Below are 26,471 nucleotides of genomic sequence, written 5' to 3'. Positions count from 1 at the left end.
CTTTCAGACTCAGTAGGGTACGCCTTCGGCTTGCGCCACTCTGACCAAGGCTTGCTCCAGAGCAGAGCGGGCATGTGCTGCTGTGTGATGTAAATCGCGATGTAGTTTCGCGTCATCTTCGTTGCGATTTTCACACTGAGCACTGTACCGCTCGAAACTAGTCAGCATCTGCAACAAATCCACTAGATGCCGCGGGCATTCACAATGGATGCTAGCTGCCGACTTGGCGATCAGCATCAATTGTTCATCATCCAATAAACGATCGGGAATACTTTGATTGCGTCTAGTACGCGAACTATCACCCGGCTTCAAACTAACTTTTCGCTTTTGTCCCGAGCGCTGCTGTTGTTCTGCCAGAGTTAAGGCGCGCGCCAAAGCGACTCGACATAAATGATCGATTTCCAGCATATCAGCTGGAATACGGGCAACTTGGAAGCCAGCTGTACGTAGTTGACGAATCGCATCGCTTGAGGCGAAGCGATACAAGATCAACACTGCGTTTGCTTGACAGGCCTGCTGCGCGCGATTCAATAAAGGGATTTGTTCTTCCGGAGCAGTGATTTCACCTTGCTCGACGACGAGCACATCGACCTTAACGTCCTTTAATTGTGTTTCGGCCTGCTTCATATTGTGCGCAGTTTGCACTAAGCTCAATTTGCTGTATTCAGGATCGAGATTGATCAAAGCTTGCCGCATCATCACTCCAACCAAGGCGATTCGGAGTAAACCATTGCCGAGCTGCGCTTGCGATTGTGCCGCTGGCAGATTCGCCACAGCACTCAACATTCCCAGAAGCTGTTGTAAATCCAGATGCGCAACCGCACCGATAGAATTACCAGCATCCACCAACTGCTTGATGAGACCCAAGCGCCGCACATCCTCAAATGAATATTGGCGTTGGCCACGCTCCGAACGGGAAGGATCAGTAACGCCATAACGACGCTCCCACACGCGCAAGGTTTCTACGGGAACGCCAGAGAGGCGAGCCGCAGCACCACTGCGGTAACTGGCATTTGCGTCAACAAGGGACGACTTTTGCGAATCTTTATTCATAGCACGCTCACTTTAAAACAAGACAAGCCTGAAAATCAGGAGATAGGTTCGGCCACAACTCAAAAGACCCACAATTGAACCGAATAAATGCATCATAGCACGATTTTTTACGGTTCATACATTGGACAAGCGTTCAACTATGGTCTAAGCTTAGAACATTGAAAAAAACCTAAATTGAATTCCACCGAGAGAACGCCATCAAGATGAATCAGGATTTGCCACTCGCAGACAACAAAGACGTGAAGAACTGCACTATCTATTTCGACGGTGCATGTCCACTGTGTGCTAAAGAGATCGCGACATATCAGAATTGGCGCGGCGGAAATCAAATTGAATGGATAGACGCAAGCTCTTGTACTGAACAGGAATTAGGTACGCAGCTTGAGCGATCTCAAGCTCTGGCTAAACTGCATGCACGTGATGCCAATGGGCTGCTAGTATCAGGTGCTGCAGCATTTGTTACGCTATGGAGTCAACTTCCAGCTTTGCGTTGGCTTACGCCTTTGCTTAGGCAAGCTTCGATGATACGGTTTTTAGATAGCATATATCTTGCTTTTTTATACGTGCGTCCGCTATGGCGCAAACCTCAGGCTTGAGGCTGCTATCGGGCCCACAATGGCAGTAACAATGAAGTACCAATCATAACGTCACAACCCAAAGGAAATCCAATGAACACACGTCGCCAATTTCTCATTCAAACTATCCCTGCGGCATTAAGTCTCGGGGTCGCCCTCAAAGCCAGCGCTCAAGCCAATCGCATCGAGGAAAATGCCCCTGCCGCCACTGCACTCGGTTATAAACATGATGCCACCAAGGTCGATGCTAAGAAATATCCAGCGTACGCCGCAGGAAAAAACTGCGCCAACTGCATGCTCTACCAAGGCAAACCAACAGATGCTTGGGCAAACTGCGCAGCCTTGGGTGGTAAGCAAGTCAATGCCAAAGGCTGGTGCATGGCCTGGGCAAAAAAAGCTTAAATGACGATGCAGCAAATCGATCAAGCTATCGTCGATAGAGTTATACAAATGGCGTGGGAAGACCGAACCACTTTCGACGCCATTCAACGTCAATTCGGCTTAGATGAAAGCGCAGTGATTCACCTAATGCGCAACGCCATGAAAGCATCAAGCTTCAGAATGTGGCGGACAAGAGTGACTGGTCGCAAGACTAAGCACCAGGCGTTGCGTGGTTCACAAGTCTCGCGGTTTAAGTCTAGTGATCAAAAGAATCGGGATTTTTAGACTCACATCATGGTAAGCGCAAAGTCAAAGGTGCACTGGATCTATTCCTCCAGCGCTGCACTAAGCCTTGCACCTAAATCATGTATACGAACGGTACAGCTATGCACATCGAGCCTCGTTCGCCTATATAAATTTAGATTTCACATCAACGGCTCGGCATCTTAATCCTAGTAATACTGATCACTACGGCTTTAAGTTTGCCTGCAGTATTTTTAGCGCAGCCCCAACCACTCCTCATGCATCAATAAAACACCAGCCCAAACCATACAACTTGATGTTGATCAATAAAACACGGTAAATAAGTATTTTTCTAAATTCTGTGTCCTGTCATTCACAGACGATGGCTTTCCTAAAAGCAATCTTCTATACTCGACCTACGGTTCTTGCCATTTAAGGTTGACCTGGAAGTAATTCTAGGTACCCCCTTATCCATCAACCTAGTCTCGTTGCTTTAGAAGCAACAGACAATTTATTTGTTAGTTGTTAAGTTTGCCCATTTAATTTGGAGTCAAGTCATGAGTACTAAAAATATCAATCAATATTTAAAATTACTGTTAAGTATGTGCGCCATGTTTTACGTCTCGCTCGGTCTGGCGTTCGCGGTTGAAAAAGGCACTGCACCCGAAGCAGAGGCAATGGTGAAGAAAGCCGTCGCCTATATCAAAACAAATGGTGCAGAAAAGTCTTACGAGGAATTCACCCATGGAAAATTATTCAAAGACCGTGATTTATATATCATCGTCTATGACCTGAACGGTAAAAACTTAGCGCAAGGTGCGAATCCTAAATTAGTCGGAAAAGATTTAATTGGACTAAAAGACCCGGATGGCAAACCGCTTATTCAGATGTTCGTTGACCTAGCAAAAAGCAAGGGCAAAGGTTGGGTCGAAGGCTACAAATTTTTAAACCCAGTCACTCAAAAAATCGAGGCGAAAGCGTGTATCTTGAACGGGTTGGTGATACTTTGGTCGGCTGTGGAATCTATAAAAACTAAGCAACAAGCAATTGGGTAATGACTTTTGGTCCTTGCATTCGAAGATCAAAAGTCAAAGGCTTGAGGTACTCCCTTATCCAGCAAGCTAAATCCCAAAGAACACTATTGTTCAAAGCATTGGCTTTGAACAATAGAATTCCCACTCAGGAGTGAGAAATGAAACTTCGAAATTTCAGTATTGGGCTCAGGCTAAGCTTGGGATTCGGCATTACCTTATTGGCCGCCGCTGGCATGCTAGTCGCTGCTTTATATAGCCTAGGAGCAAGCCGTACTGCATTGATTGATAGTTTGCAACGAGCCAACCTGCAACAAGATCTTGCCGTCGAAATGCGCGACAACCTATTGAGTAGCGCGGTCTCCGTACGCAATATGGGCCTTCAAACCGACACAGTAGAGCTACAGAAAGATGAGGCCGAAGCGAAACGCTATCGCAGTCAATATCTGATGGCGAAGACAAAACTAGAATCATTAGGATTAAGCAACCAAGAAAAAGCGTTGTTCGCTCGACTCGCAGATATCGACAAGCAAATGGATATTTTCTTCAAAGATGCTGTTGATCTTGCCGCTCAATTTAATACCGAGCAATCCGCCGCCGTCATTACCAAAAAAATTGATCCTCTTTCCGTCAAGGCGTCAGCTGAATTGGCAGCTTTTATCGGCATGCAAAAACAGCGACGTGTGGAAGTCACCGAGCAAACCAACGCCAGCAATCGCTCTACGGTTTTGGCGATCAGCATCACAGGGGTTTTCATGTTGGTTGTTGCAGCCTATCTAGCATGGCGCATGACGGTCAGTATCACACAACCACTAGGGTCTGCATTAGAGGCAACTGCACGCGTTGCGAGCGGTGATTTAGTTTCAGACATTGACGTCGAAGGTAGCGACGAAGCCGCACAATTACTCAGCGGCATGCGAGACATGCGAGATGGCTTGTCAAAAATGGTGGGTGAAGTGCGAGAATGTGCAGAAAGCATATCTACAGGCTCAAGTGAAATTGCAGCAGGCAATTCGAATTTATCCCAGCGAACCGAAACCCAAGCGAGTAATTTAGAAGAAACCGCTGCTTCCATGGAGGAGTTAAATTCGACGGTCAAAACAAATGCAGAAACAGCGCGCGAAGCAAATAAATTGGCGAGCGCAGCGAGTGATGCCGCGGTGAACGGTGGTGTTGTTGTCGGCCAAGTGGTCGCCACGATGCAAGAGATTACTGGTGCATCGAAGAAAATTGCAGACATTATCGGCGTGATCGATGGTATTGCTTTTCAGACTAACATCTTGGCCTTAAATGCCGCCGTAGAGGCCGCACGAGCAGGTGAACAGGGACGTGGATTTGCTGTGGTTGCCAGCGAAGTACGCAGCCTTGCTGGACGCTCTGCCGAAGCTGCAAAAGAGATTAAGAACCTAATTGGCGCCAGTGTAGAGAAGATAGAAGCCGGTAGCCGTTTAGTTGGTAGTGCGGGTAATGCGATGGATGATATTGTGACGCGCGTCAAACAAGTAGCAGGCTTAATTGGCGAAATTAGCGCAACAGCCCATGAACAAACAATCGGCATTGAACAAATCAACCAAGCGATTACCGAGTTAGATGATGTGACGCAACAAAATGCGGCCTTGGTAGAAGAAGCAGCGGCTGCTGCAGAGAGTTTAAATCAACAGGCGGCCCGAATGGTCGAAGTGGTTAGTGTATTTAAACTCGCATCAGGCACGGTCATTCAGCGTGCAACAGCAATGCGACCAATGACAAATGTAAATACGCGCCAGTTAACATAACCATGAATGAACCCACCAAGGCGAATTACGTTGCAGTAAAACTGCTAAATGAAAATTCACTTGGTGGGAAACCGATTTGGGTTAAGAGAATTAAACACATCACAATTCAAATTTGACGTCGTCGCTTAAAAAATTTATCACAGCTATATCCGGTATGAACTCGTGCATATAAAGTTCACCAACAGAATATCGACTCTTTCGAAGATGCAGGCAAGCATCGACTCTAAAAATCGAAACCCAACTGCGATACTGCTCCCATCTCAGAACTAGAATTAGCGTCACCCCTATCTTCGGTCATCCCGCGTTTTGCGTGCTTCGTTTTGCGTACCGTTCTTGAAGCATGCTTTTTTACGATAGCCGATTTACCCGCCCTAACCTCTGACTGGCCTCGTACCGCAAATAATTTGGCCTTAGCTTCACGTGTCGCATTTTCAAGATCGACCACAGGATTCGGTATATCTTGTCCCAACTTGATACCACATGCAGCCTGCACATCCGCCGGCATGGCCCAAGGTTCAAACAAAAACAGATCTGGTACCTTACGCATCGCAGGCAACCAGCGTCGTACGAATACGCCTGTCGGATCATGATCATGTGCTTGCTTGATCGGATTATAAACACGAGGCACATTGATGCCCGTCGTGCCAGATTGCATCTGCATCTGGCTCCAATGGATGCCAGGCTCATAGTCTAAAAACTGGGTTGCCAGCCACGCACCGACTGGACGCCAATCTAGCCATAAGGGATACGAAGCCACTGAGACCAGCATTGCGCGCATACGAAAATTAATCCAGCCCATTTCGCGCAACATCGCGATACAAGCGTCGACCATAGGCCAACCTGTACGCCCTTGCGTGAATGCCTGGAAATGCGCCTCATTAAAATCGTTTTCACGCAAACCATCATAACCACGATGCATGTTTTGATATTCAATTTCAGGCTCAGATTCCAGCTTTTGTATAAAGTGACAATGCCAGTATAAACGGCTAATGAAGGCATTTAAACCTTGCTTCATCCGCGTGGCCGATGGGTGTTTTGAAAATAGAGGATCATCATGCAGTTGTTCCATGCGCTGTACCGTGGCATGTACGACTTCACGCAAACTCAGACAACCGAAAGTCAGATAAGGTGAAAGTCTGGAACAGGCATCGGGCGCTGACAAGGGCGAAGAAATTCCACCGCGGTAGTAGGCGCTGCGCTCATGTAAGAATGACGATAGAACCGCAAGCCCAGCCGCTCGTCCACCGCGCTGTCTACGCGGTGGATCACCATGATTTAAGTGAAGTCGATCTGCTGAAGGTGGCACGGTATCTTGCCAAGGCATGTCGGCAAACTGCATCTGCTCCGGGATAGGCAAACACATTTGTTCCACATGCGCGTCCCAACTCGCCTTCCAATGATCGCGATCGGCCAATCGGCGGACAACACCGAACTGCCTAAACTCCAACCAATTAACTTGGCGCGTTCGACACCAGCGCCCTACTGCCAAGTCGCGTTGATAAGTCCACGCATTTCCGGTTTCTTCATGCGCACATAAATTTTGAAAAGGCGCTTGATCATGCAAAGCCGTGAGCACGTCGATGATATCGCCAGTCACCACATGCAAACGACCACCATATTGTTTCAATGCGATGTACAGATCACGCAAGCTTTCTAAGACAAATTCAAAGTGCTGACGCGCCGCATCAGCTTGCACCCATAAACCAGGCTCAACCACGTACAAACATAAAATCGGTCCGCGCGATGCAGCCTCAACCAAAGCCGCATGATCATGCAAACGCAAGTCGCGCTTGAACCAAACAACGCTATAGGACATACACACAAACTAAAGATGATTAAGTGTTCCAGTATTCCAGATCGCTACGAACAATTTTCTAGGTAATTCGGGTCAAAAGGAAATATCAAGCGGTACAAACGAGTTTCACTTGTAAGGAAAATAGCGATCGCGCAGGCGCATGAAGGGAGTTTCCACAAAGCGATACAGAACATACGTCGCCAGCAAACTCAGTACAAACATGCCACTTATGCCTATCCAAGATTTGACGGAAATGCCCCAAGTTTCAAATGGACGGATCAGCGCATTCATGAGCGGCTTATGCACCAAATACAAGGCGTAAGACCATAAGGCTAAGACCGATGCACCAGGAATGCGCCAACGATATAAATACGAATTGGGGCTAAGTCCTGCCAAGGTCAACAAGGCAAATCCGGCCGCCAATAAACTATAGCCAAAGGTCGTGGTGAACCATAAAAAGCCTTGCCCCTCCACATAACTATAGAAGGTGAATAAATACATGGCGACACCGGTCAGGACGGCGCCACCCAATAAACTCAAGTGCCCATATTTAAGCGAACGCGTCCATATTTGCGGATGAAAATTCTTCAGCAAAGCCAGCGCGACGCCAGGTAACAGTTCATCGAAGCGACACCAAGTTGAATAATAGATGTGCACGTAATACTGGGTATAGTCGTCACCGACTTGTTGCCACATCAGGTATCGCATACATGCAGCACCTGCCATTGCACCGAGCAACACCAGCCACATTGCACGCACTGATTTTAAATAAGCGATCGTTGCGATTGCTACGATGGGCAAGACCACATAAAACTGTTCTTCAATACTAAGTGACCAGGCATGCGAAAACGCTGTACCCGGTTTCAAATCAAAATTTTGTGTGAAGGTTAGAAACTTCCATAGCGGTGTCACGGCTTTTCCGCCAGCCTCAATCGGAAATAAAAAATAGATGGCGAGCACGACATAAAAATTTGGCAGCGTACGCAGCGCACGACGGATATAAAACGTCTTAAGTGAAAACCCGTGCTCACTTTTTAAGCCAGCAAATATTTGATTACCGATCAAATAGCCACTCAAGACAAAAAACAGATCTACACCAACCCAGCCGATTTCACTGAGAAATCCAAAGCTCGGTTCATGACTAACGAAGACCATGTAGTGATACATCAAGACCAGCAAGATGGCGCAGGCGCGCAGCGTATCAAGGCCGTTGATACGTGAAGAAATTGGATGAGAATTCATGACATAGAGGACAAATGCGAAGTGTGCAATTGTCCTCTATTTGTGGTATTTTTTTGGACTTATTCGGTAATATTCGTCACAGGGTTTTCGCGTTTCAACACACGCTTTGTGCGGGCAATTGAAAATAAATTCTGCGCTGAACTTGTAGTTTACTGATAGCGGGCCAAACTACGCTCTAAATGCGGCGCTAACATTTGTGCCGAATTAATCGACATACCCAGTTCGTTCAACAAGCCGTCTTGAATACCATAGACCCAGCCGTGCACTTCGACCGACTGGCCACGCTCCCAGGCATCTTGAATGATCGTGGTTTGACATACATTCACGACTTGTTCGATCACATTCAACTCACACAAGCGATCGACACGTTCTTTTTCTGGCAATACTTCACCCAGATATTTTTCATGTTTTTGATGCACATCCTGCACGTGACGTAACCAATTATCGGCTAAGCCAACCCGGCGACCTGTCAAAGCGGCTTGCACACCACCACAGCCATAGTGACCACAAACGATCACGTGTTTGACTTTCAAAACATCCACGGCGAATTGCAAAACAGAGAGGCAATTCAAATCCGAATGCACAACCAAGTTAGCGATATTTCGATGGACGAACAATTCACCCGGTAACAATCCCAATAGTTCATTTGCGGGTACACGACTATCTGCACAGCCTATCCAGAGATATTCTGGGCTTTGTTGTTCCGCAAGTTTCTTGAAAAAATTAGCGTCCCGGCTAAGTATCTCCGCCGCCCACTCGCGATTATTTTCAAATAACTGATCTGGGGTAACACTGCCACGTATGACTTCTCTCATATTGCTCCTTTGCCATTTTTACTGCCGACATTTTACCTTTTTTAGAGCTTCGACTCGAATTTATCCCTACGAAAACAAGGCCTTCAGCTGCTAACCACAAAAAAAGCGCAGATAAAAAATTATCTGCGCTTTTCTTGTCATTCGAAGTGCCACTTACTCGAAGAACTTCTTCACTTTATCCATCCAAGACTTACTTTGCGGACTGTGCTTAGAACCACCTTCTGTCGTCAGTTGTTCAAAGCTACGTAGCAAATCTTTTTGCTTTTCGGTGAGTTTTACTGGTGTTTCGATCACGACGTGGCAGAACAAATCACCAGCATAACCAGAGCGCACGCCCTTCACGCCTTTGCTACGCAAACGGAAAGTCTTACCCGATTGTGTACCTTCGGGAATCGTGAAACTGGCTTTACCGCTCAAGGTCGGGACTTCGATGTCACCACCTAAAGCTGCTTTGACAAAGGAAATTGGAATTTCGCAATGTAAATCATCACCTTCACGTTGGAACACTTGATGTGGCTTGATATGAATTTCCACATACAGATCACCTGGAGGTCCGCCATTAATACCCGGCTCGCCATTACCTGAAGAACGAATGCGCATCCCGTTATCAATACCAGCAGGAATCTTCACTTCCAGTGTTTTATTGCGTTTGATTCGACCAGTACCGTTACAAGGGTTACATGGATCGGTAATCATCTTACCTGTGCCATGACATTTAGGACAGGTTTGCTGAATACTGAATAAGCCTTGCTGCATACGCACCTGACCATGTCCACCGCACGTGGTACACGTCACAGGCGAAGTACCAGGTTTGGCACCAGAACCATGACAGGTATCGCAACCATCATAACTAGGCACACGGATCGTAGTATCAAATCCGTTGGCTGCCTGCTCTAAGGTGATTTCCAAGTTGTAACGCAAATCGGCACCGCGATACACTTGCGGACCTGAGCTGCGACCACGACCACCACCAAAAATATCACCAAAGATATCGCCAAAGGCGTCAGCAAAACCGGCATTGCCACCACCTCCGCCGCCACCCATATTCGGATCAACGCCAGCATGACCATAGCGATCATAAGCTTCGCGCTTTTGCGGGTCAGATAACATTTCGTAGGCTTCTTTGCCTTCTTTAAATTTTTCTTCCGCAGTCTTACTATCCGGATTACGATCCGGATGATATTTCATCGCCAGCTTGCGATAAGCCTTTTTGATTTCGTCTTCTGAGGCGTTTTTCGCAACACCCAGAATTTCGTAAAAATCACGCTTCGCCATCTCGATTACACCTTGTTTTAATTAGCATTCATCTCACAACAAAACCTCTCAACACGGAAACACAAAGTTTTAGAGAAAAACGAGAGTAAGACTATGCCTTTCTCTGTGTAACTCTACATCTCCGTGCCTCTGCATTGAGAGGTTTGCTTTATTTACGGCCGTATTACTTAGCGTCTTTCACTTCTTTAAAGTCAGCATCGACCACATCATCATCTTGTGGTTTTGCATCTGCGCCTGGTGCTGCACCTGCGGCACTACCAGAAGCGGCTTGTTGTGCTTGCATGTCTGCGTACACTTTTTCACCTAACTTTTGCGACGCTGTCGACAAGTTACCGAGTTTAGTATCGATCTCTGCTTTATCGCCAGATTTCAAAACATCTTCCAACTCTTTGATTGCTGCTTCAATCTTCTCTTTTTCGCCAGCATCTAACTTATCGCCATGCTCAGCCAAAGCCTTCTTGGTTGAGTGAACCAATGCATCGCCTTGATTGCGAGATTCAGCCAATTCTTTGACTTTTTGATCTTCTTCCGCATTCAATTCAGCGTCTTTCACCATTTTTTGAATTTCTTCTTCAGTCAAACCAGAGTTTGCCTTAATAGTGATTTTGTTTTCTTTACCAGTCGCTTTGTCTTTTGCGCCTACATGCAAAATACCATTCGCATCGATGTCGAAAGTCACTTCAATTTGTGGTGTGCCACGTGAAGCTGGTGGAATACCTTCTAAGTTGAATTCGCCCAAACCTTTGTTACGCGCCGCGATTTCGCGTTCACCTTGGAACACTTTGATCGTTACTGCTGGTTGATTATCATCCGCAGTCGAGAATACTTGGCTGAACTTGGTTGGGATAGTCGTGTTCTTTTGAATCATCTTCGTCATCACGCCACCCAAAGTCTCGATACCCAAAGACAATGGCGTTACGTCTAACAACAAGACGTCTTTGCGATCACCAGATAATACGGAACCTTGAATCGCTGCACCAACTGCAACCGCTTCATCAGGATTCACGTCTTTACGTGGTTCTTTGCCGAAGAATTCTTTGACCAATTCTTGAACCTTAGGCATACGTGTCATACCACCAACCAAGATGATGTCATCGATGTCAGAGGTTTTTACGCCCGCATCTTTGATCGCCATACGGCATGGTTCCATGGTCTTTTGAATCAACTCTTCTACCAACGCTTCCAACTTAGCGCGTGTGATTTTCAAATTCAAATGCACTGGCGCACCATTTGCCATGGCGATGTATGGCTCGTTGATTTCTGTTTGCTGTGAGCTAGACAATTCGATCTTCGCACGTTCTGCAGAGGCTTTAATACGTTGCAAAGCGATAGGATCTTTGGACAAGTCCAAACCGTTGATCTTTTTGAATTCGTCGATGATGTAGTCGATGATGCGTTGATCGAAATCTTCACCACCCAAGAAAGTATCGCCGTTCGTAGACAATACTTCAAATTGCATTTCGCCATCAACGTCAGCGATTTCAATGATGGAAACGTCGAACGTACCGCCACCCAAATCGTAAACTGCAATCTTGCGATCGCCTTTTTCTTTTTTATCTAAACCGAAAGCCAATGCTGCAGCAGTTGGTTCATTGATGATACGTTTGACGTCCAAACCAGCGATACGGCCAGCATCTTTAGTTGCTTGACGTTGTGCATCGTTGAAGTAAGCAGGAACTGTGATAACCGCTTCTGTCACTTCTTCACCGAGGTAATCTTCGGCAGTTTTTTTCATTTTGCGCAAAACTTCAGCGGAAATTTGTGGTGGCGCGAGTTTTTTGTCACGCACGGATACCCATGCATCGCCATTGTCTGCTTTAGAAATGGTGTAAGGCATCAAAGAAATATCTTTTTGCACTTCTTTTTCGTCGAACTTACGTCCGATTAAACGCTTAACAGCGTACAAAGTGTTTTTTGGATTCGTGACAGCCTGACGTTTAGCAGAAGCACCGACGAGAATTTCGCCGTCTTCTTGATAAGCGATGATCGATGGCGTGGTACGCGCGCCTTCTACGTTTTCGATCACTTTTGGTTGGCCATTCTCCATCACTGCTACGCAAGAGTTGGTTGTACCTAAATCAATACCGATCATTTTTCCCATGATATTTTCCCTATCCTAAAGAATTTATATATTTAATTTCAATTGAGTTTCAAACTTGGTGGACGCGCAAACAACATCATTTGTGGTTCTGCGTCCTTCTGTATCTGATGTATGGCGAAAAACCGCGTTTTCAAGGCGCTTTAAACGCTTTCTTTGCTATTTTTACGTTTTCTCGCCATTTTTTTCCGATTAATCTAAAATTTCGTCTATTTGGCTTGCGCCACAGTCACTAATGCTGGACGCAATAATCGATCAGCAATGGTGTACCCCTTTTGCAAGACATCCACAATCGTATTGGATTCTTGTTCCGCTGGCACCATCGATACCGCTTGATGTTTTGCTGGATCAAGCTTGTCGCCACGTTGAGGATTGATTTCCAACAAACGGTTCTTCTCAAATGCGGAATTCAATTGCTTGAGCGTCATTTCTACGCCTTCTTTAATCGATTCCACTGTTTGCGTCTCGACCTTCAAGCCCATTTCCAGGCTATCTTTTACAGGTACCAAGGACTCTGCGAAGCTTTCGATGGCGAATTTATGCGCTTTTGAAATATCTTCTTGCGCACGGCGGCGAATGTTTTCACCCTCCGCCTTTGCACGCATAAACGCATCTTGCAATTCCAGCACTTTCGCTTCCAACTGCGTCAAAGTGTCCGCTGAAACGCCGGGTTCAATTGCAACTTCAGGCTCCACTTGATTCTGCGCAGCAGCAGCTTGTAAAGCCTCGACATCAATCGAAGTTGCTATTGTTTCAGTATTTCCTACTGGTTTATCTTGCTCTTGCATTAACAATCTCCATAAAAATCAAGCATTGTCCATACAAATGAGGTGGGTATTGCACAATTCAAGAGTCAAAATTGCTTTTTTAAGCAAAAAAACTAGTTGAAATAGCGATCGACCATGAGCGGCCACAAAAAAAGTGAAGTAATGGCAATGAAATCAGGTAATTTAAAGACAAAAGCCTCGTATGTGGCCGATTTGCAAGTCAAGTATCGTAAAATTGCGCTCTCTCATCGTTAACATCAACATGATCGGATCTTGGCATGATTTTAGTCACTGGCGGCGCTGGCTTCATAGGCGCAAATTTTATTTTGGATTGGCTGACACAAAGCGATGAAGTCGTCATCAATCTGGATAAACTGACTTATGCTGGCAACTTAAACAATCTTTCTAGTCTGAACAACGACGACCGTCACCTTTTCGTACACGCTGACATCAATGAACGCGATATTCTGGAACAAGTATTGCAAAAGCATAAACCAAGAGCTGTCCTCCATTTTGCGGCGGAAAGCCATGTTGATCGATCAATTCATGGACCAGCGGCGTTTATCGAGACCAATGTCAATGGCACATTTAGCCTATTAGAGTCAGTCCGTGCATACTGGCAAGCGTTACCAGAGCAAGAAAAAAATGCTTTCCGATTCCTACACGTCTCGACTGACGAAGTCTATGGCAGCTTGGAAGCCAATGATCCGCCGTTCACAGAAACCACTGCTTATGCGCCGAATAGTCCTTATTCCGCATCCAAAGCTGCCTCCGATCATTTAGTTCGTGCCTATCATCACACTTACGGCTTGCCTACTTTGACGACGAACTGTTCGAATAATTACGGCCCTCTACACTTCCCTGAAAAACTCATCCCATTGGTGATTACCAACGCACGGGCGGGAAAGGTTTTACCTATCTATGGTGATGGCAGTCAGGTAAGGGATTGGTTATATGTCAGTGATCACTGTGCAGCCATTCGCCGTGTTCTAGAAGCAGGCCAACCCGGCGCCACATACAATATTGGCGGCTGGAATGAAAAAACCAACTTAAACGTGGTGCATAGCATTTGCGACTTACTCGATGAATTGCAGCCAAAAGTAGCAGGCAACTATCGCGATCAAATACGTCATGTCAAAGATCGACCTGGTCACGATAAGCGCTATGCAATTGACGCACGAAAAATTGAACGCGAACTAGGCTGGAAGCCAGCGGAATCATTCGAAACAGGTCTGCGAAAAACGGTCAGTTGGTATCTCGACAATGACGCTTGGACTGCCCAGGTTCTGTCTGGCGAATATCAAAACTGGGTCGCCCTTCAATACCACGTTCAAGACATCCATTAGAAAAATCAAGAGACGCAACCATGACACAAATACCACGCAAAGGCATTATTTTGGCGGGCGGTTCTGGCACCCGCTTGTACCCTGTCACGAAATCAGTATCTAAACAGTTACTGCCGATTTACGATAAACCGATGATTTACTATCCGCTCACATCGCTGATGTTAGCGGGCATGCGTGACATCTTAATCATTTCGACGCCACAAGATACACCGCGCTTTCAAGAGCTGCTTGGCGATGGTTCTCAATGGGGAATTAGCCTCAGTTATGCAGTACAGCCCTCACCCGATGGATTGGCGCAAGCTTTCATCATTGGTAAAGAATTTGTCGGCAATTCTCCGTCCGCGTTGATCTTGGGTGACAATATTTACTACGGCCACGAATTTGAAGCTTTATTACGTCGCGCAGATAACAATCGCGATGGTGCAACGGTGTTTGCCTATCACGTAAACGATCCTGAGCGCTATGGCGTAGTGGATTTTGATGCCAATCGCAAAGCCGTCAGCATTGAAGAGAAACCGCTCAAACCGAAGTCCAATTATGCGGTAACAGGACTTTATTTCTACGACCAACAGATCTGTGATATCGCTGCGAATATCAAACCGTCTGCACGTGGTGAATTAGAAATTACCGACGTCAACAATGTCTATTTACAGCAGGGACAATTGAAGGTCGAGTTAATGGGACGCGGTATGGCTTGGTTGGATACGGGCACGCACGATTCACTACTAGAGGCAGGTCAATTTATTGCTACGATCGAGAAACGACAGGGCTTGAAAGTCGCCTGTCCAGAGGAGATCGCTTATCGCAGATCCTACATCAGCGCCACGCAATTAGAAGATTTAGCACAACCGCTCAAGAAAAACGAATACGGCCAGTATCTATTACGCCTACTTAATAACAAAAGTTTTTAAGCCTTGATGACATCGACGATTGCATGAATATCATTTCTACGGATTTACCTGAAGTCCTGATTTTAGAACCTAAAATTTTTGGCGATGAACGTGGCTTTTTTTACGAAAGTTTTAACGCCAAAACGTTTGCCGCCTGCACGGGCATCAATACCGAGTTCGTGCAAGATAACCATTCACGATCAGCCCGAGGTGTATTACGTGGCTTGCATTATCAGGTTCAACAAGCACAAGGCAAATTGGTACGTGTAATCGCAGGGGAAGTATTCGACGTCGCAGTCGATGTACGTCGGCACTCACCTAACTTTGGCAAATGGACAGCAACAGTACTGTCGTCCGACAATTCGCGTCAAAAGTGGATCCCTCCTGGCTTCGCGCATGGATTTATCGTCACTAGTGACTATGCAGAATTACTCTACAAAACAACGGATTATTGGGCACCAAATTATGAGCGTTGCTTGCTGTGGAATGACCCAGCTTTAGGCATCCCTTGGCCGACGCAGACGCCGCCACAGTTATCAGCCAAAGATCAGCTAGGGCAATTACTTGCTGAGATCGAATAGTTAACCACATTAAAGCGGCATGAAAATTTTACTAACCGGCAGTACAGGCCAAGTCGGCAATGCGCTATTGCAGCCTTTGACGGAACTTGGGCAGATTATTGCCCCAACACGTAGAGAACTCGATCTCAGTCAACTGGATTCGATTCGCGAAGCGATAGCGCGGCATCAACCTGACCTCATCATCAATCCTGCGGCCTATACCAGCGTCGATCAAGCCGAAAGTGATATTGACTTAGCGCATCGCATCAATGCCTTAGCGCCGCAAGTGATCGCGCAAGAAGCAAAAAATAGGAACATCGGCTTGATTCATTTTTCGACAGATTACGTCTTTGACGGTAACAAAGCTGACCATCAAGGAAATTGGACCCCCTATTTGGAAACTGATTCTGCAAAGCCACTCAACGAATACGGAAAAAGCAAATTAGCCGGCGATTTAGCAATTCAAGCTAGCGGATGTCAACACCTCATTTTTAGAACAAGTTGGGTCTATTCCTCGCTTGGCAAAAATTTCTTATCCAGCATGTTAAGACTGGCAAACGACAAAGACGAATTGCGCATCGTCAATGACCAATGGGGAGCGCCGACGAGTGCAGGCTGGCTCGCCAACGTGACTTGCGCGATTATTCAGCAATTACAAAACGCCAATGACAAAGCAACTTGGTGGACGCAACATGGCGGCCTTTACCATATGACAGCCGCTGGCAAAACCAACTGGCAAGAATTTGCCACGGAAATAATGCGACAATCAGCGCCACTGAATTTATTAACAAAATCGGCTCCAGTGATACACGGCATTCCAAGTGCAGACTACCCAACGCCTGCGTGCCGTCCGCATAATTCTAGTCTGGACAATAGCAAATTCAGTCGTGAATTTAAGCTACCCATACCAATCTGGCAGGATTTATTGCAAACCGTACTTTTAGAAAAAGCCCATGTCTCTTAGGAAAAATACGATTTGGAATCTGATCGGCAGCGGTGCCCCCTTACTCGCGGCACTAGCATTTATTCCCTACACCTTAGCGCGCTTGGGTGAGGAAGGGTTCGGAGTTCTAACATTGATCTGGGCACTGATAGGCTACTTCAGCTTATTTGACTTCGGTGCCGGGCGCGCGATGACTTATGAAATCAGTCGCCTACAGAATCAGCAGAGTGGTCAGGATTTAGCAAAAATACAGATGATCCTAAAATCTGGATTGGTACTGACAACGGCGACCGGATTACTTGGTTGCCTGCTCATCTGGTTTTTAGCACCGCATCTGGCACAGGACTGGTTAAAAATTAGTTCGCACTGGCAAGCTGACTCGCAATTAGCACTGCAAATCACGGCGTTGGGCATTATCCCTGCGACCATTACTAGCGGACTACGAGGTGCGATGGAAGGGATGGGTTATTTCATGCCCTCGAACGTGAACAAGCTATTGCTAGGTTTTAGTATGTTCACCACGCCAGCCATCTCAATTGCGCTACACGGCCCTAGCCTTTGGCAAATTACCTTATATCTAGTCGTGATTCGGCTGTTCATTGTGGTATTCGGTTTTATTCAATTGCGCCATTGCTTACGAATCAAAAACTATATCGTCACGACCAGCAACACGGCACTGACATCACTGCAGCGACAAATGCGAGATTTGATGTCCTACGGTGTGTGGGTGTCTGTGACGGGTATTATTAGCCCACTCATGATGTATGGTGACCGCTTTTTTATCAGTGCCTTAGTCGGTGCAGATAAACTTTCAGTCTACGCCATACCGCAAGAGGGTTTAATCCGTTTATTGATTGTTCCCGCTGCCATTTGCGGGGCTTTGATGCCGCTTTTTGCGTCCATCCTAAATCATGATGAATTGCAGAAAACCTACAGTGACAACTACCGCCGTATGATCAAGATTATGGGAGCACTATGTGGCCTAGCTGCCTTGACGATTTACCCGGTTTTATCGGTGTGGATCACACCAGAATTTGCATCCAAAGCCTACCCGATCGCTTTAATTTTTATTGTAGGCGCATTCATCAATGGGGTCGCAACGGTTTCCTATACTTTTTTGCACGCGGTTGGTAAAACCAAACTGACGGCACAATTTCACATAGCTGAACTGTTGATTTATATCGCAATGATTTATGTACTCACCAAACAATTTGGATTAATGGGTGCCGCGATCGCCTGGGTTTTGCGAGTCACGATCGATTTAGTTTTGTTAAACACGGCGATCGCGTATTTTAATAAACGCGCTAATTCTGAACCAAGATAAATTATCACTAAAGCTTATGCTTCCTTCTATTCTCATGACTGGCTCGACTGGCTTCGTTGGTTCGCATTTGGCGCAACGACTGGTAGAAAAAAATTATCCCCTTTTGTGTGCGACACGCTCCGATAAAAAAATCGCAGGCTTGCGAACACAGAATGTTGGCGACATTGATGGCAATACTGAGTGGTCTACATGCTTCAATCAGCCTATCGATACCGTGATTCATTGCGCTGCGCGCGTCCACGTCATGAATGAGTCTGCAGGTGACCCTCTGCATGCCTTCCGACAAGTGAATGTCTTAGGAACAATACGCTTGGCAGAACAAGCTGCGCAGGCTGGCGTACGTCAATTTATTTATCTTAGCTCAGTCAAAGTGAATGGCGAACTGACCTCGCCTGGCACAGCTTTTACCGAGGAAGACCAGGCTCAAGCTTCTGATCCTTACGGTATATCCAAATTGGAAGCGGAACAAGCACTCCTCGCGCTAAGCAAAACAACTGGGATGTCAGTGACGATCATCAGGCCACCTCTAGTCTATGGCGCAGGTGTTGGCGCGAATTTTCTCAGTATGCTTCGTTGGGTACAGAAGCAAGTACCACTACCACTAGCAAAAATACAAAATCGACGTAGCCTGATTTATGTAGAGAATTTAGTCGACTTAATTGTGACATGCATACAAAATCCTGCGGCTTACAATCAAATATTTTTAGCCTCTGATGATGAAGATGTCTCAACCTCGCAATTATTACAACAAGCAGCGCGCGCTTTACAGGTACCATCTCGATTGTTTCCATTTCCTAGTAGTGTCTTAGTTTTTTTCGCACACCTATTAGGAAAAAAATCGGTGACCGATCGCCTATGTCAATCGCTGCAAATCGACATCAGCAAAGCAAAAAAAGTATTGCATTGGACACCACCATTTACCTTGGCACAAGGCTTACAGGCTTGCGCCTCCGTATTAACGAATACTAATAACAAAAACTGATCATAAAAAATGAAACGACTCTTTGACTTATTCTTGGCGTTGATCGCTGCCCTTATTTTGCTGCTGCCTTTCCTCTTCGTTTCTCTGTTAGTAGCGTTGAGCTCTAAAGGTCCCATTATTTATTGGTCAGATCGTGTTGGTCGCTACAACCAGATTTTCAAAATGCCAAAATTCCGTTCTATGCTGATAGACACACCAGCAGTAGCGACACATCTATTAACAAATCCAGATCAATATCTGACGCCAGTCGGTTCTTTTCTGCGCAAATCGAGTTTGGATGAGTTACCACAATTGTGGAGCATCATCAAAGGCGATATGAGCTTCGTTGGCCCACGACCAGCTCTGTATAACCAGGCAGATTTGATTGCGCTACGCACTGAAAAACAAGTACACACGATTGTTCCGGGTCTGACTGGCTGGGCGCAAATTAATGGTCGTGATGAGTTGCCGATTCCGCAAAAAGTGGAATTGGATGCATACTACTTGCAGCACCAATCATTACTACTGGATATTCAAATTTTATTCCTCACTTTTTTTAAAGTCATCAAGCGTGATGGCGTCACGCATTAATGTGGAGACATTCATTTTCAGATGCCCAAACTAATTATTCTGACCATCGAACTATGATGCATTCTTTAGTCAACCTCCCTCGCCTGCACAAGCAAATGATTGCTGGCGTGGTTGATGCCATTTTTTTGCCATTAGCGTTTATTTTGGCGATTTTGACGCGCTATGAATCTGTCAATATCGAATTACTTAAGCATTATGGCTGGCTGATTTGCGCCGTGCCCTTGTTTGCCATTCCCATCTTTATCAAAATCGGTTTATACCGTGCGGTGATACGTTACATTGATCATAAAATGGTCAGCGTGGTGGTGATTGGCGTGACGCTGTCGGTATTGGCACTGGCGTTCTTAAGTTTCATGCTGCAGTTGACTGCTATTTCGCGTGCGGTATTTGTCATATATTGGTCAGGTGCCATTTTGTATGTCGGTGCCAGCCGCCTAGCTGCTCGGGCCTACCTTGGCGGTATGCGACGTAATCCAAATGCGATCAAAATCGCGATTTATGGTGCTGGTACCGCCGGCATGCAACTCGCCAATGCCTTACGCGCTGGCCATGAACTCGATTGCATTGCCTTCATCGATGACAATCGCGCTATGCACGGCTCATCGATTGCTGGCATCAAAGTCTACGCGGTGGAAGCGATACCGCAATTAGTCAAGAATTTTGGCATGAAGGAAGTTTTGCTTGCTTTACCCAGCGTTTCTAAAGCGAAACAAAAGCAAATTCTGGATCAACTAGAAATGTACAAAGTTCGCGTCAAAGTCACGCCCTCGATCAAGAGTTTGATTAACGGCGAACTACGGGTACAAGATATTCGAGATGTCGAAATTGAAGATCTATTAGGCCGCGATCAGGTTGAACCTGACGAAGCCTTGTTGGCGATCTGCATCACGGACAAAAATGTTCTGGTTAGTGGTGCAGGCGGCTCCATTGGCTCTGAATTATGCCGTCAGATTTTGCGACAAAATCCCAAGAGTCTGATGCTCTTGGAAATGTCGGAATTTTCCCTGTATTCAATTGAACAGGAATTGTCTGCACTGCGCGATCAAATGAAAATAGCTTGCGATATCAAACCTTTCTTAGGTTCGATTCACGACAGTGCCAAGCTCGATAAGATTTTTCGCGGCTTTCAAATCGATACTGTGTATCACGCGGCGGCCTACAAGCATGTACCGCTGGTTGAACACAATCCTATCGAGGGCATACGGAATAATGTATTTGGCACCTTCAAATTGGCACAGGCAGCGATCGATGCGGGCGTTAAACAGTTCGTTTTAATCTCGACAGATAAAGCGGTTCGCCCAACCAATGTGATGGGAGCAACTAAGCGGCTGGCGGAGCTCATTTTGCAAGCAAATGCGCGCCGTCAAAGTCGTACGCGTTTTTGCATGGTCAGATTTGGCAATGTGCTAGGCTCTTCGGGTTCAGTCGTTCCCTTATTCCGCAAACAAATCATGCAAGGTGGTCCGATTACGCTAACCCATAGCGAAATCACACGTTATTTCATGACGATTCCAGAAGCAGCCCAATTGGTTTTACAAGCGGGTGCAATGGGTCAAGGCGGTGATGTATTTGTGCTCGACATGGGTGAACCTGTGCGCATCATCGATTTGGCACGTCGTATGGTGCATCTGTGCGGCTTAGAAGTAAAGTCTAGTGACCATCCTGAAGGCACAATAGAAATCCGCGAAGTCGGACTGCGTCCGGGAGAGAAACTATATGAAGAATTGCTGATTGGTGACAATGTCGAACGTACCACGCATCCACTGATCATGCGCGCCCAAGAAGCGGAATTGGCGTGGAGCGATTTACTAGTGGCCTTAGAAGAATTAGACCAAGCTTGCAGCGATTTCGCGTATGAAAAAGTCCGCAGCTTGATACAGCAATTGGTGGTTGAGTATCAACCTCAGTGTGGTATTGAAGATTTTATTTGGCAGATGAAGAACAAGGCCTAGACGCAGAGGCGCAGAGCACGCAGAGATTCTGATTCAAAAAACTCTGCGTGCTCTGCGCCCCTGCGGCAAAGCCTTTCAAAAAAATTCGTATTTTTTAGATAGAGAACATTATGTCCCTACTTTCCAAGAGTATTTTTAAAGCCTACGACATCCGCGGCATCATTGATAAAACGTTGGATGCTGACGTCGCTTACGCGATTGGGCAAGCCTTCGGTAGTGCCGCGCTCGCCAAAGGCGAGAAGACGGTTGTGATCGGTCGCGATGGCCGTTTATCTGGACCATCATTAGCAGAAGCACTGGCAAAAGGATTACAAGCTACAGGTGTCAATGTCATTGATCTCGGCGTTGTCGCAACGCCCATGGTGTATTTTGGCACCCATGTGCTCGGCGCGACTTCCGGCATCATGGTCACAGGCAGCCATAATCCACCGGACTACAACGGGTTCAAAATGGTGCTCGCTGGTGAAGCGATTTATGGCGATACGATACTCGCGTTGTACGACCGCATCGTGGCGCAGGATTTTGCAGTCGGCGAAGGAACTTATAGCACGCATGATATCAAAGCCGCCTATTTAGAACGCATCGTCAGTGATGTCAAACTCACGCGTAAGATCAAGATCGCAATCGATTGTGGCAATGGTGTTGCTGGGGCTTTCGCCGGTGATTTGTACCGTGCCATGGGTTGCGAAGTGACCGAATTATTTTGCGAAGTTGATGGCAATTTCCCTAATCACCATCCCGATCCCGCGCATCCAGAAAACCTGCAAGATCTGATACATTGTTTACAAACTGGCGATGCGGAAATTGGGCTGGCTTTTGACGGCGACGGTGATCGTCTAGGCGTGGTGACAAAAGATGGGCAAATCATTTATCCAGATCGTCAATTGATGTTGTTTGCCGCCGATGTCTTGAGTCGCCATCCAGGCGAACAAATATTGTATGACGTAAAATGCACGCGTCATTTGTCCAGCTGGATCAAGGATCATGGCGGCGTTCCGCTGATGTGGAAAACAGGTCACTCCTTGGTCAAAGCCAAACTCAAAGAAACTGGCTCCCCTTTGGGCGGTGAAATGAGTGGTCACGTCTTCTTTAAAGACCGCTGGTACGGCTTTGATGACGGCATGTACGCTGGTGCCCGATTATTGGAAATTCTGAGTAAAGTGGCCGACATGACGGCGACACTCAATGACTTACCACAATCGACCAGCACCCCAGAGTTGCAATTAAAATTGAATGAAGGTGAAAATTTTGCCATCATTGCAGCAATGCAAAAAAATGCGAATTTTCCAGGCTCGACTGAAATCATTAATATTGATGGTCTACGTGTGGAATACCCAGATGGCTTTGGCTTAGCCCGTTCATCGAACACCACACCGGTGATTGTGATGCGTTTTGAAGCAGAGACACCGGAGGCTTTGGTACGGATTCAGGCAGCATTAAAAACAGCGATTCTGGCAGTCAAGCCGGATGCAGTTTTGCCGTATTAAGAATCACATATAATTGCTTCGATAGCCGCTTGATAGGCGACTCAATCATCACGAAAAATTATTATTGCGAGGTATCTTTTGATTGTCGGAATTACGGGTGGAACAGGTTTCATTGGTCGTAAGCTGGTCTTGCGTCATCTGACTAATGGTGACGAAGTACGAGTGTTTTCACGTCGAGACCCGCAATTGGCCAATCTTCCTGCAGAGGTGCGTTGGTTTTCTGGCGATTTAACACGGGCCGAAAATATGTCCTCTTTTCTAGATCAAGTTGATGTTCTTTATCACTGTGCCGGAGAGATTCGTGATGAAAGTCGCATGGAGGCAATTCACCTAGATGGCACTGGCTTACTGATCAAAATGGCGACTGGAAAGATCAGAAGATGGGTGCAATTGAGTAGCGTGGGTGCATATGGATTAAATCGACAATGTATGATCGACGAGAACTCAACGCTCAATCCTTCAGGCATGTATGAAGTGACGAAAGCAAAATCGGATGCCTTAGTCATCTCAGCAAGCAACAGCGGTGCCTTTGAGAGCGTCGTATTACGACCATCGATTGTGTATGGCACAGGCATGTCAAATCAGTCTTTACGCAGTCTGATCGGCATGATCAAAAAAGGTCTGTTTGTCTTTATTGGTGCCAAAGGTGCATCTGCCAACTATGTGCATGTGAACAACGTCGTCGAGGCGCTTTATTTGTGCGGCACTTCACCACAGGCCAAAGGGCAAATCTATAACATCTCTGATTACCGTACCCTAGAAGAATTTGTCGACATCATTTCTTCATTATTAAATCAAAAAGCACCAACTTTACGATTTCCGGAAAAACCCATGCGCGCTATCGTTGCCTGCTTAGGATGGATACCTAAGTTACCATTAACATCGTCAAGGATAGATGCGTTAAGCAATAAAACGTATTACCCAATTCACAAAATTGAAAATGATTTGCAATATCATCATGTCATATCAATGCAAGAGGGTTTAGCGGAAATGATAACGGAGCACAAGAATTAATCATTTTTTTGAAATTTATCAATTACAGCGTGCCACTCAACTTTTATGCGGGAATAAATTTTTGTGAGCAAGAAATTAAAAGTAGTGAGAGTTGTGACTGCATCCTATGTAGTCCCATGGCACTTAAATAACACCTTAAAAAGAATATCTGCCGATTTTGACGTTTGTGTCGTAGGACAAAACGTGTCGGCGAATCAAGCCTTGTATCCGGCAATTCAATTTGTCGATATTGATATTAATCGTAAGTACAGTGTCTTCAAGGATTTCACCGCTCTGATTTCCCTTTATCGATTCTTACGTAAATACCAGCCGGATGTGGTTCATTCCATCATGCCGAAAGCTGGCTTACTCACGACTATTGCCGGATGTCTGGCACGTGTACCGGTGCGCATCCATACATTTACAGGTCAAACTTGGGCTACACAAAAAGGTTTTTCTAAAAGCTTTTTTTATGCGATCGATCGATTCATTAATTTTTTGAATCAACGATGCTTAACCGACAGTTTGTCACAATCAGATTTCTTACTTCAACATGGCATAAGCTATCAAAGTCAAGCATTGCCCGTTTTGTCCAAAGGCTCACTTTCTGGGGTTGACCTTAGTCGTTTTAACCACCAAGACCTAGCGCCCGCCGCTGAAAAATTAAGACAAAGCCTGAAGATAACAAAAACCCATATTGTGCTCTCATTTATTGCGCGAAAAACGCGTGATAAAGGCGCCATTGATATGTTGCATGCATTTGCCCGACTACCCAATCCAGATCACAACATTAAACTCCTATTTATTGGCCCGGATGAAGACGGTGAAATCGCCAATTTGCGCAAAACCAAGCCAACACTTTTTAACGACGTCATTGAAGTCGGCCATGTCAATAATCATGAAGTTTATTTAGCAATCACGGACGTGTTGTGCTTGCCTAGCCATCGGGAAGGCTTTGGTTCTATCGTCATTGACGCTGCAGCAATGGGTGTTCCCACTGTCGGCTCTCGCATTCCTGGTTTAATTGACTCTGTTTCAGAAGACGAAACTGGAATATTATATGAGTTTGGAAATATCCCTGAATTTGTACAAGCACTTGAATTAATCATCGCTGATCAATCACTCCGACAAACGATGGGATTGGCTGCCAAATCCAGAGTCGATCAGTATTTTTCGGCTGACATTCTCTATGCAGCCTTAAGAGATTTTTATATCACGACATCCGCAACCTATCAAAAATAAGCACAGCAGATGAAAGCGATCAACATTCTCAGTTCTCACCAATTTTGCGTTGAGAATTTAATTTTTGAAGTGCGAAAAGCTCACATTTCAGCCTAAACACTAGCCATTAAATAAACACTAAGCATCTGCACATAAATTGAAAATACTACTGATACGCGTCTCTTCCTTAGGTGATGTACTCCACAATATGCCGATGGTGGATGATATTAAAGCCCTCTACCCAAATGCACAAATCGATTGGGTGGTCGAAGAAGCCTATGTCAATCTGGTCAAACTCCAGCCCAGTGTTAACAAAGTCATCGCCTATGCACAACGTCGTTGGCGTAAAAGTTTGGGAAATAAGGAAACCCGCGCAGAGATAAAACATTTTTATCGCACCCTGCGTGAAGAGGCTTACGATTTCATCTTTGATACGCAAGGATTGTTAAAAACCGGCATCATCATGGGCATGGCACGCAAAGCGCCGAATGGGCGTAAGGTCGGTTTAGCGAATGGTACAGAAGGTTCAGGCTATGAAGGCATTTCAAGAATTTTCCACGACTTAAGTATTCCGGTCGACCGCCGCACTCACGCGGTTTTACGTGGACGGCTAGTAGCGGCTGCAGCACTCAATTATCAGGTCGATACACCAGCAAGTTTTGGTTTGCAAAAACTCGATTTACAACCCGATTGGATGCCGGCATCGCCCTATATCGTTTTCTTTCACGGTACTGCGGGTGAGTCTAAAAAATGGCCACGAAATAATTGGATAGGCACAGCTCGTGACTTACAGGTAACTGAATGGCCAATTTTACTTCCGTGGGGAAGTGCCGCCGAAAAACTTGAAGCCGAAGCGATGGCGGAGCACATGAGCAATGCGCAAGTGTTACCGAAGCTGTCTATGCAAGAAGCGACTGTGTTAGCACAACGTGCGGCTTTAGTGATCGGCGTTGATACAGGTTTAGTTCACATCGCAGCGGCCTACGAAACACCGACCATAGAAATTTATTGTGACTCGCCAAAGTGGAAAACTGAAGGAAACTGGTCGGACAAAATCATCAATCTTGGCGATAAAGGTTCACCACCTAGCGTGGCGGAAGTAGAAATTGCGTTCGAACGCCTTCTAGCTAAAAAATCGAACTAGGACACGTTC

The 26,471-nt window shown here is 46.0% G+C and carries 24 protein-coding genes; 17 read left to right on the top strand and 7 right to left on the bottom strand.

The features are described 5' to 3' along the window. Positions 1-9: 9 nt before the first annotated feature. Positions 10-1,053, bottom strand: a complete 1,044-nt coding sequence (locus H8K52_RS15905; protein WP_186923892.1) for a MerR family transcriptional regulator — start codon at positions 1,051-1,053, stop codon at positions 10-12. 203 nt (positions 1,054-1,256) lie between these two features. Between H8K52_RS15905 and H8K52_RS15900 the strand changes: the two genes are divergently transcribed. From H8K52_RS15900 to H8K52_RS21625, 5 genes are all read left to right on the top strand, one after another. Next, a complete protein-coding gene (locus tag H8K52_RS15900; protein WP_186923891.1) occupies positions 1,257-1,649 on the top strand; it encodes a thiol-disulfide oxidoreductase DCC family protein in 393 nt (130 codons plus the stop codon). A 72-nt stretch (positions 1,650-1,721) separates the two neighbouring features. Further along, positions 1,722-2,030, top strand: a complete 309-nt coding sequence (locus H8K52_RS15895; RefSeq protein ID WP_186923890.1) for a high-potential iron-sulfur protein — start codon at positions 1,722-1,724, stop codon at positions 2,028-2,030. Beyond that, a complete protein-coding gene (locus tag H8K52_RS15890) occupies positions 2,031-2,294 on the top strand; it encodes a TIGR03643 family protein (protein ID WP_186923889.1) in 264 nt (87 codons plus the stop codon). Positions 2,295-2,809: 515 nt separating this feature from the next. Continuing rightward, a complete protein-coding gene (locus H8K52_RS15885; protein WP_343044227.1) occupies positions 2,810-3,307 on the top strand; it encodes a cache domain-containing protein in 498 nt (165 codons plus the stop codon). Positions 3,308-3,444: 137 nt separating this feature from the next. Next, positions 3,445-5,058: a methyl-accepting chemotaxis protein gene (locus H8K52_RS21625; RefSeq protein ID WP_186923888.1), complete on the top strand. Its 1,614-nt coding sequence runs from the start codon at positions 3,445-3,447 to the stop codon at positions 5,056-5,058. A gap of 223 nt (positions 5,059-5,281) precedes the next feature. On the opposite strand, the gene H8K52_RS15875 is transcribed toward H8K52_RS21625, so the two are convergent. From H8K52_RS15875 to grpE, 6 genes are all read right to left on the bottom strand, one after another. Further along, positions 5,282-6,874 carry an FAD-binding domain-containing protein gene (locus H8K52_RS15875; protein WP_186923887.1) on the bottom strand — a complete coding sequence of 531 codons (1,593 nt, stop codon included), beginning with the start codon at positions 6,872-6,874 and terminating at the stop codon, positions 5,282-5,284. Positions 6,875-6,979: 105 nt separating this feature from the next. After that, complete coding sequence (locus H8K52_RS15870) at positions 6,980-8,095, bottom strand: acyltransferase family protein (protein WP_186923886.1); 1,116 nt, start codon at positions 8,093-8,095, stop codon at positions 6,980-6,982. Between the two features lie 149 nt (positions 8,096-8,244). Then, positions 8,245-8,910: a carbonate dehydratase gene (gene can, locus H8K52_RS15865; protein ID WP_186923885.1), complete on the bottom strand. Its 666-nt coding sequence runs from the start codon at positions 8,908-8,910 to the stop codon at positions 8,245-8,247. Between the two features lie 153 nt (positions 8,911-9,063). Further along, positions 9,064-10,185, bottom strand: coding sequence for a molecular chaperone DnaJ (gene dnaJ / locus H8K52_RS15860; protein WP_186923884.1), 1,122 nt, complete (start codon positions 10,183-10,185; stop codon positions 9,064-9,066). Between the two features lie 163 nt (positions 10,186-10,348). Then, positions 10,349-12,286, bottom strand: a complete 1,938-nt coding sequence (gene dnaK / locus H8K52_RS15855) for a molecular chaperone DnaK (protein ID WP_186923883.1) — start codon at positions 12,284-12,286, stop codon at positions 10,349-10,351. A 206-nt stretch (positions 12,287-12,492) separates the two neighbouring features. After that, entirely contained in the window at positions 12,493-13,071 is a 579-nt protein-coding gene (gene grpE / locus H8K52_RS15850; RefSeq protein WP_186923882.1) for a nucleotide exchange factor GrpE, read from the bottom strand. Between the two features lie 257 nt (positions 13,072-13,328). Here grpE and rfbB point away from each other — a divergent pair, with 257 nt between their 5' ends. From rfbB to waaC, 12 genes are all read left to right on the top strand, one after another. Then, positions 13,329-14,396 carry a dTDP-glucose 4,6-dehydratase gene (rfbB, locus tag H8K52_RS15845; RefSeq protein WP_186923881.1) on the top strand — a complete coding sequence of 356 codons (1,068 nt, stop codon included), beginning with the start codon at positions 13,329-13,331 and terminating at the stop codon, positions 14,394-14,396. A 20-nt stretch (positions 14,397-14,416) separates the two neighbouring features. Continuing rightward, on the top strand, positions 14,417-15,307 hold the full coding sequence (rfbA, locus tag H8K52_RS15840) for a glucose-1-phosphate thymidylyltransferase RfbA (protein WP_186923880.1): 891 nt from the start codon (positions 14,417-14,419) through the stop codon (positions 15,305-15,307). 23 nt (positions 15,308-15,330) lie between these two features. Beyond that, positions 15,331-15,867 (top strand): dTDP-4-dehydrorhamnose 3,5-epimerase, encoded by a 537-nt coding sequence (gene rfbC, locus H8K52_RS15835; protein WP_186923879.1) that lies wholly within the window; start codon positions 15,331-15,333, stop codon positions 15,865-15,867. Between the two features lie 19 nt (positions 15,868-15,886). Continuing rightward, complete coding sequence (rfbD, locus tag H8K52_RS15830; protein ID WP_186923878.1) at positions 15,887-16,810, top strand: dTDP-4-dehydrorhamnose reductase; 924 nt, start codon at positions 15,887-15,889, stop codon at positions 16,808-16,810. Next, a complete protein-coding gene (locus tag H8K52_RS15825) occupies positions 16,800-18,113 on the top strand; it encodes a flippase (protein ID WP_186923877.1) in 1,314 nt (437 codons plus the stop codon). The genes rfbD and H8K52_RS15825 overlap by 11 nt, the downstream gene beginning before the upstream one ends. A 16-nt stretch (positions 18,114-18,129) precedes the next feature. Beyond that, positions 18,130-19,095: a UDP-glucose 4-epimerase family protein gene (locus H8K52_RS15820; RefSeq protein ID WP_186923876.1), complete on the top strand. Its 966-nt coding sequence runs from the start codon at positions 18,130-18,132 to the stop codon at positions 19,093-19,095. 9 nt (positions 19,096-19,104) lie between these two features. Further along, positions 19,105-19,665, top strand: a complete 561-nt coding sequence (locus tag H8K52_RS15815) for a sugar transferase (RefSeq protein WP_186923875.1) — start codon at positions 19,105-19,107, stop codon at positions 19,663-19,665. Between the two features lie 53 nt (positions 19,666-19,718). Then, complete coding sequence (locus tag H8K52_RS15810; protein WP_425507547.1) at positions 19,719-21,617, top strand: polysaccharide biosynthesis protein; 1,899 nt, start codon at positions 19,719-19,721, stop codon at positions 21,615-21,617. 110 nt (positions 21,618-21,727) lie between these two features. Continuing rightward, positions 21,728-23,104, top strand: coding sequence for a phosphomannomutase/phosphoglucomutase (locus H8K52_RS15805; protein ID WP_186923874.1), 1,377 nt, complete (start codon positions 21,728-21,730; stop codon positions 23,102-23,104). Between the two features lie 78 nt (positions 23,105-23,182). Then, positions 23,183-24,118, top strand: a complete 936-nt coding sequence (locus H8K52_RS15800) for an NAD-dependent epimerase/dehydratase family protein (protein ID WP_186923873.1) — start codon at positions 23,183-23,185, stop codon at positions 24,116-24,118. A 93-nt stretch (positions 24,119-24,211) separates the two neighbouring features. Continuing rightward, positions 24,212-25,339 carry a glycosyltransferase gene (locus tag H8K52_RS15795; RefSeq protein ID WP_222613802.1) on the top strand — a complete coding sequence of 376 codons (1,128 nt, stop codon included), beginning with the start codon at positions 24,212-24,214 and terminating at the stop codon, positions 25,337-25,339. Positions 25,340-25,475: 136 nt separating this feature from the next. Next, on the top strand, positions 25,476-26,462 hold the full coding sequence (waaC, locus tag H8K52_RS15790) for a lipopolysaccharide heptosyltransferase I (RefSeq protein WP_186923871.1): 987 nt from the start codon (positions 25,476-25,478) through the stop codon (positions 26,460-26,462). The last annotated feature ends 9 nt before the right edge of the window (positions 26,463-26,471 follow it).

This window comes from Affinundibacterium seohonense, from assembly GCF_014284305.1.
In the GTDB taxonomy this organism is placed as follows: Bacteria; Pseudomonadota; Gammaproteobacteria; order Burkholderiales; family Burkholderiaceae_D; genus Undibacterium; species Undibacterium seohonense.
The sequence above is the reverse complement of the archived record's forward strand: the minus strand, read 5'-3'. Positions and strand labels throughout refer to the sequence as shown.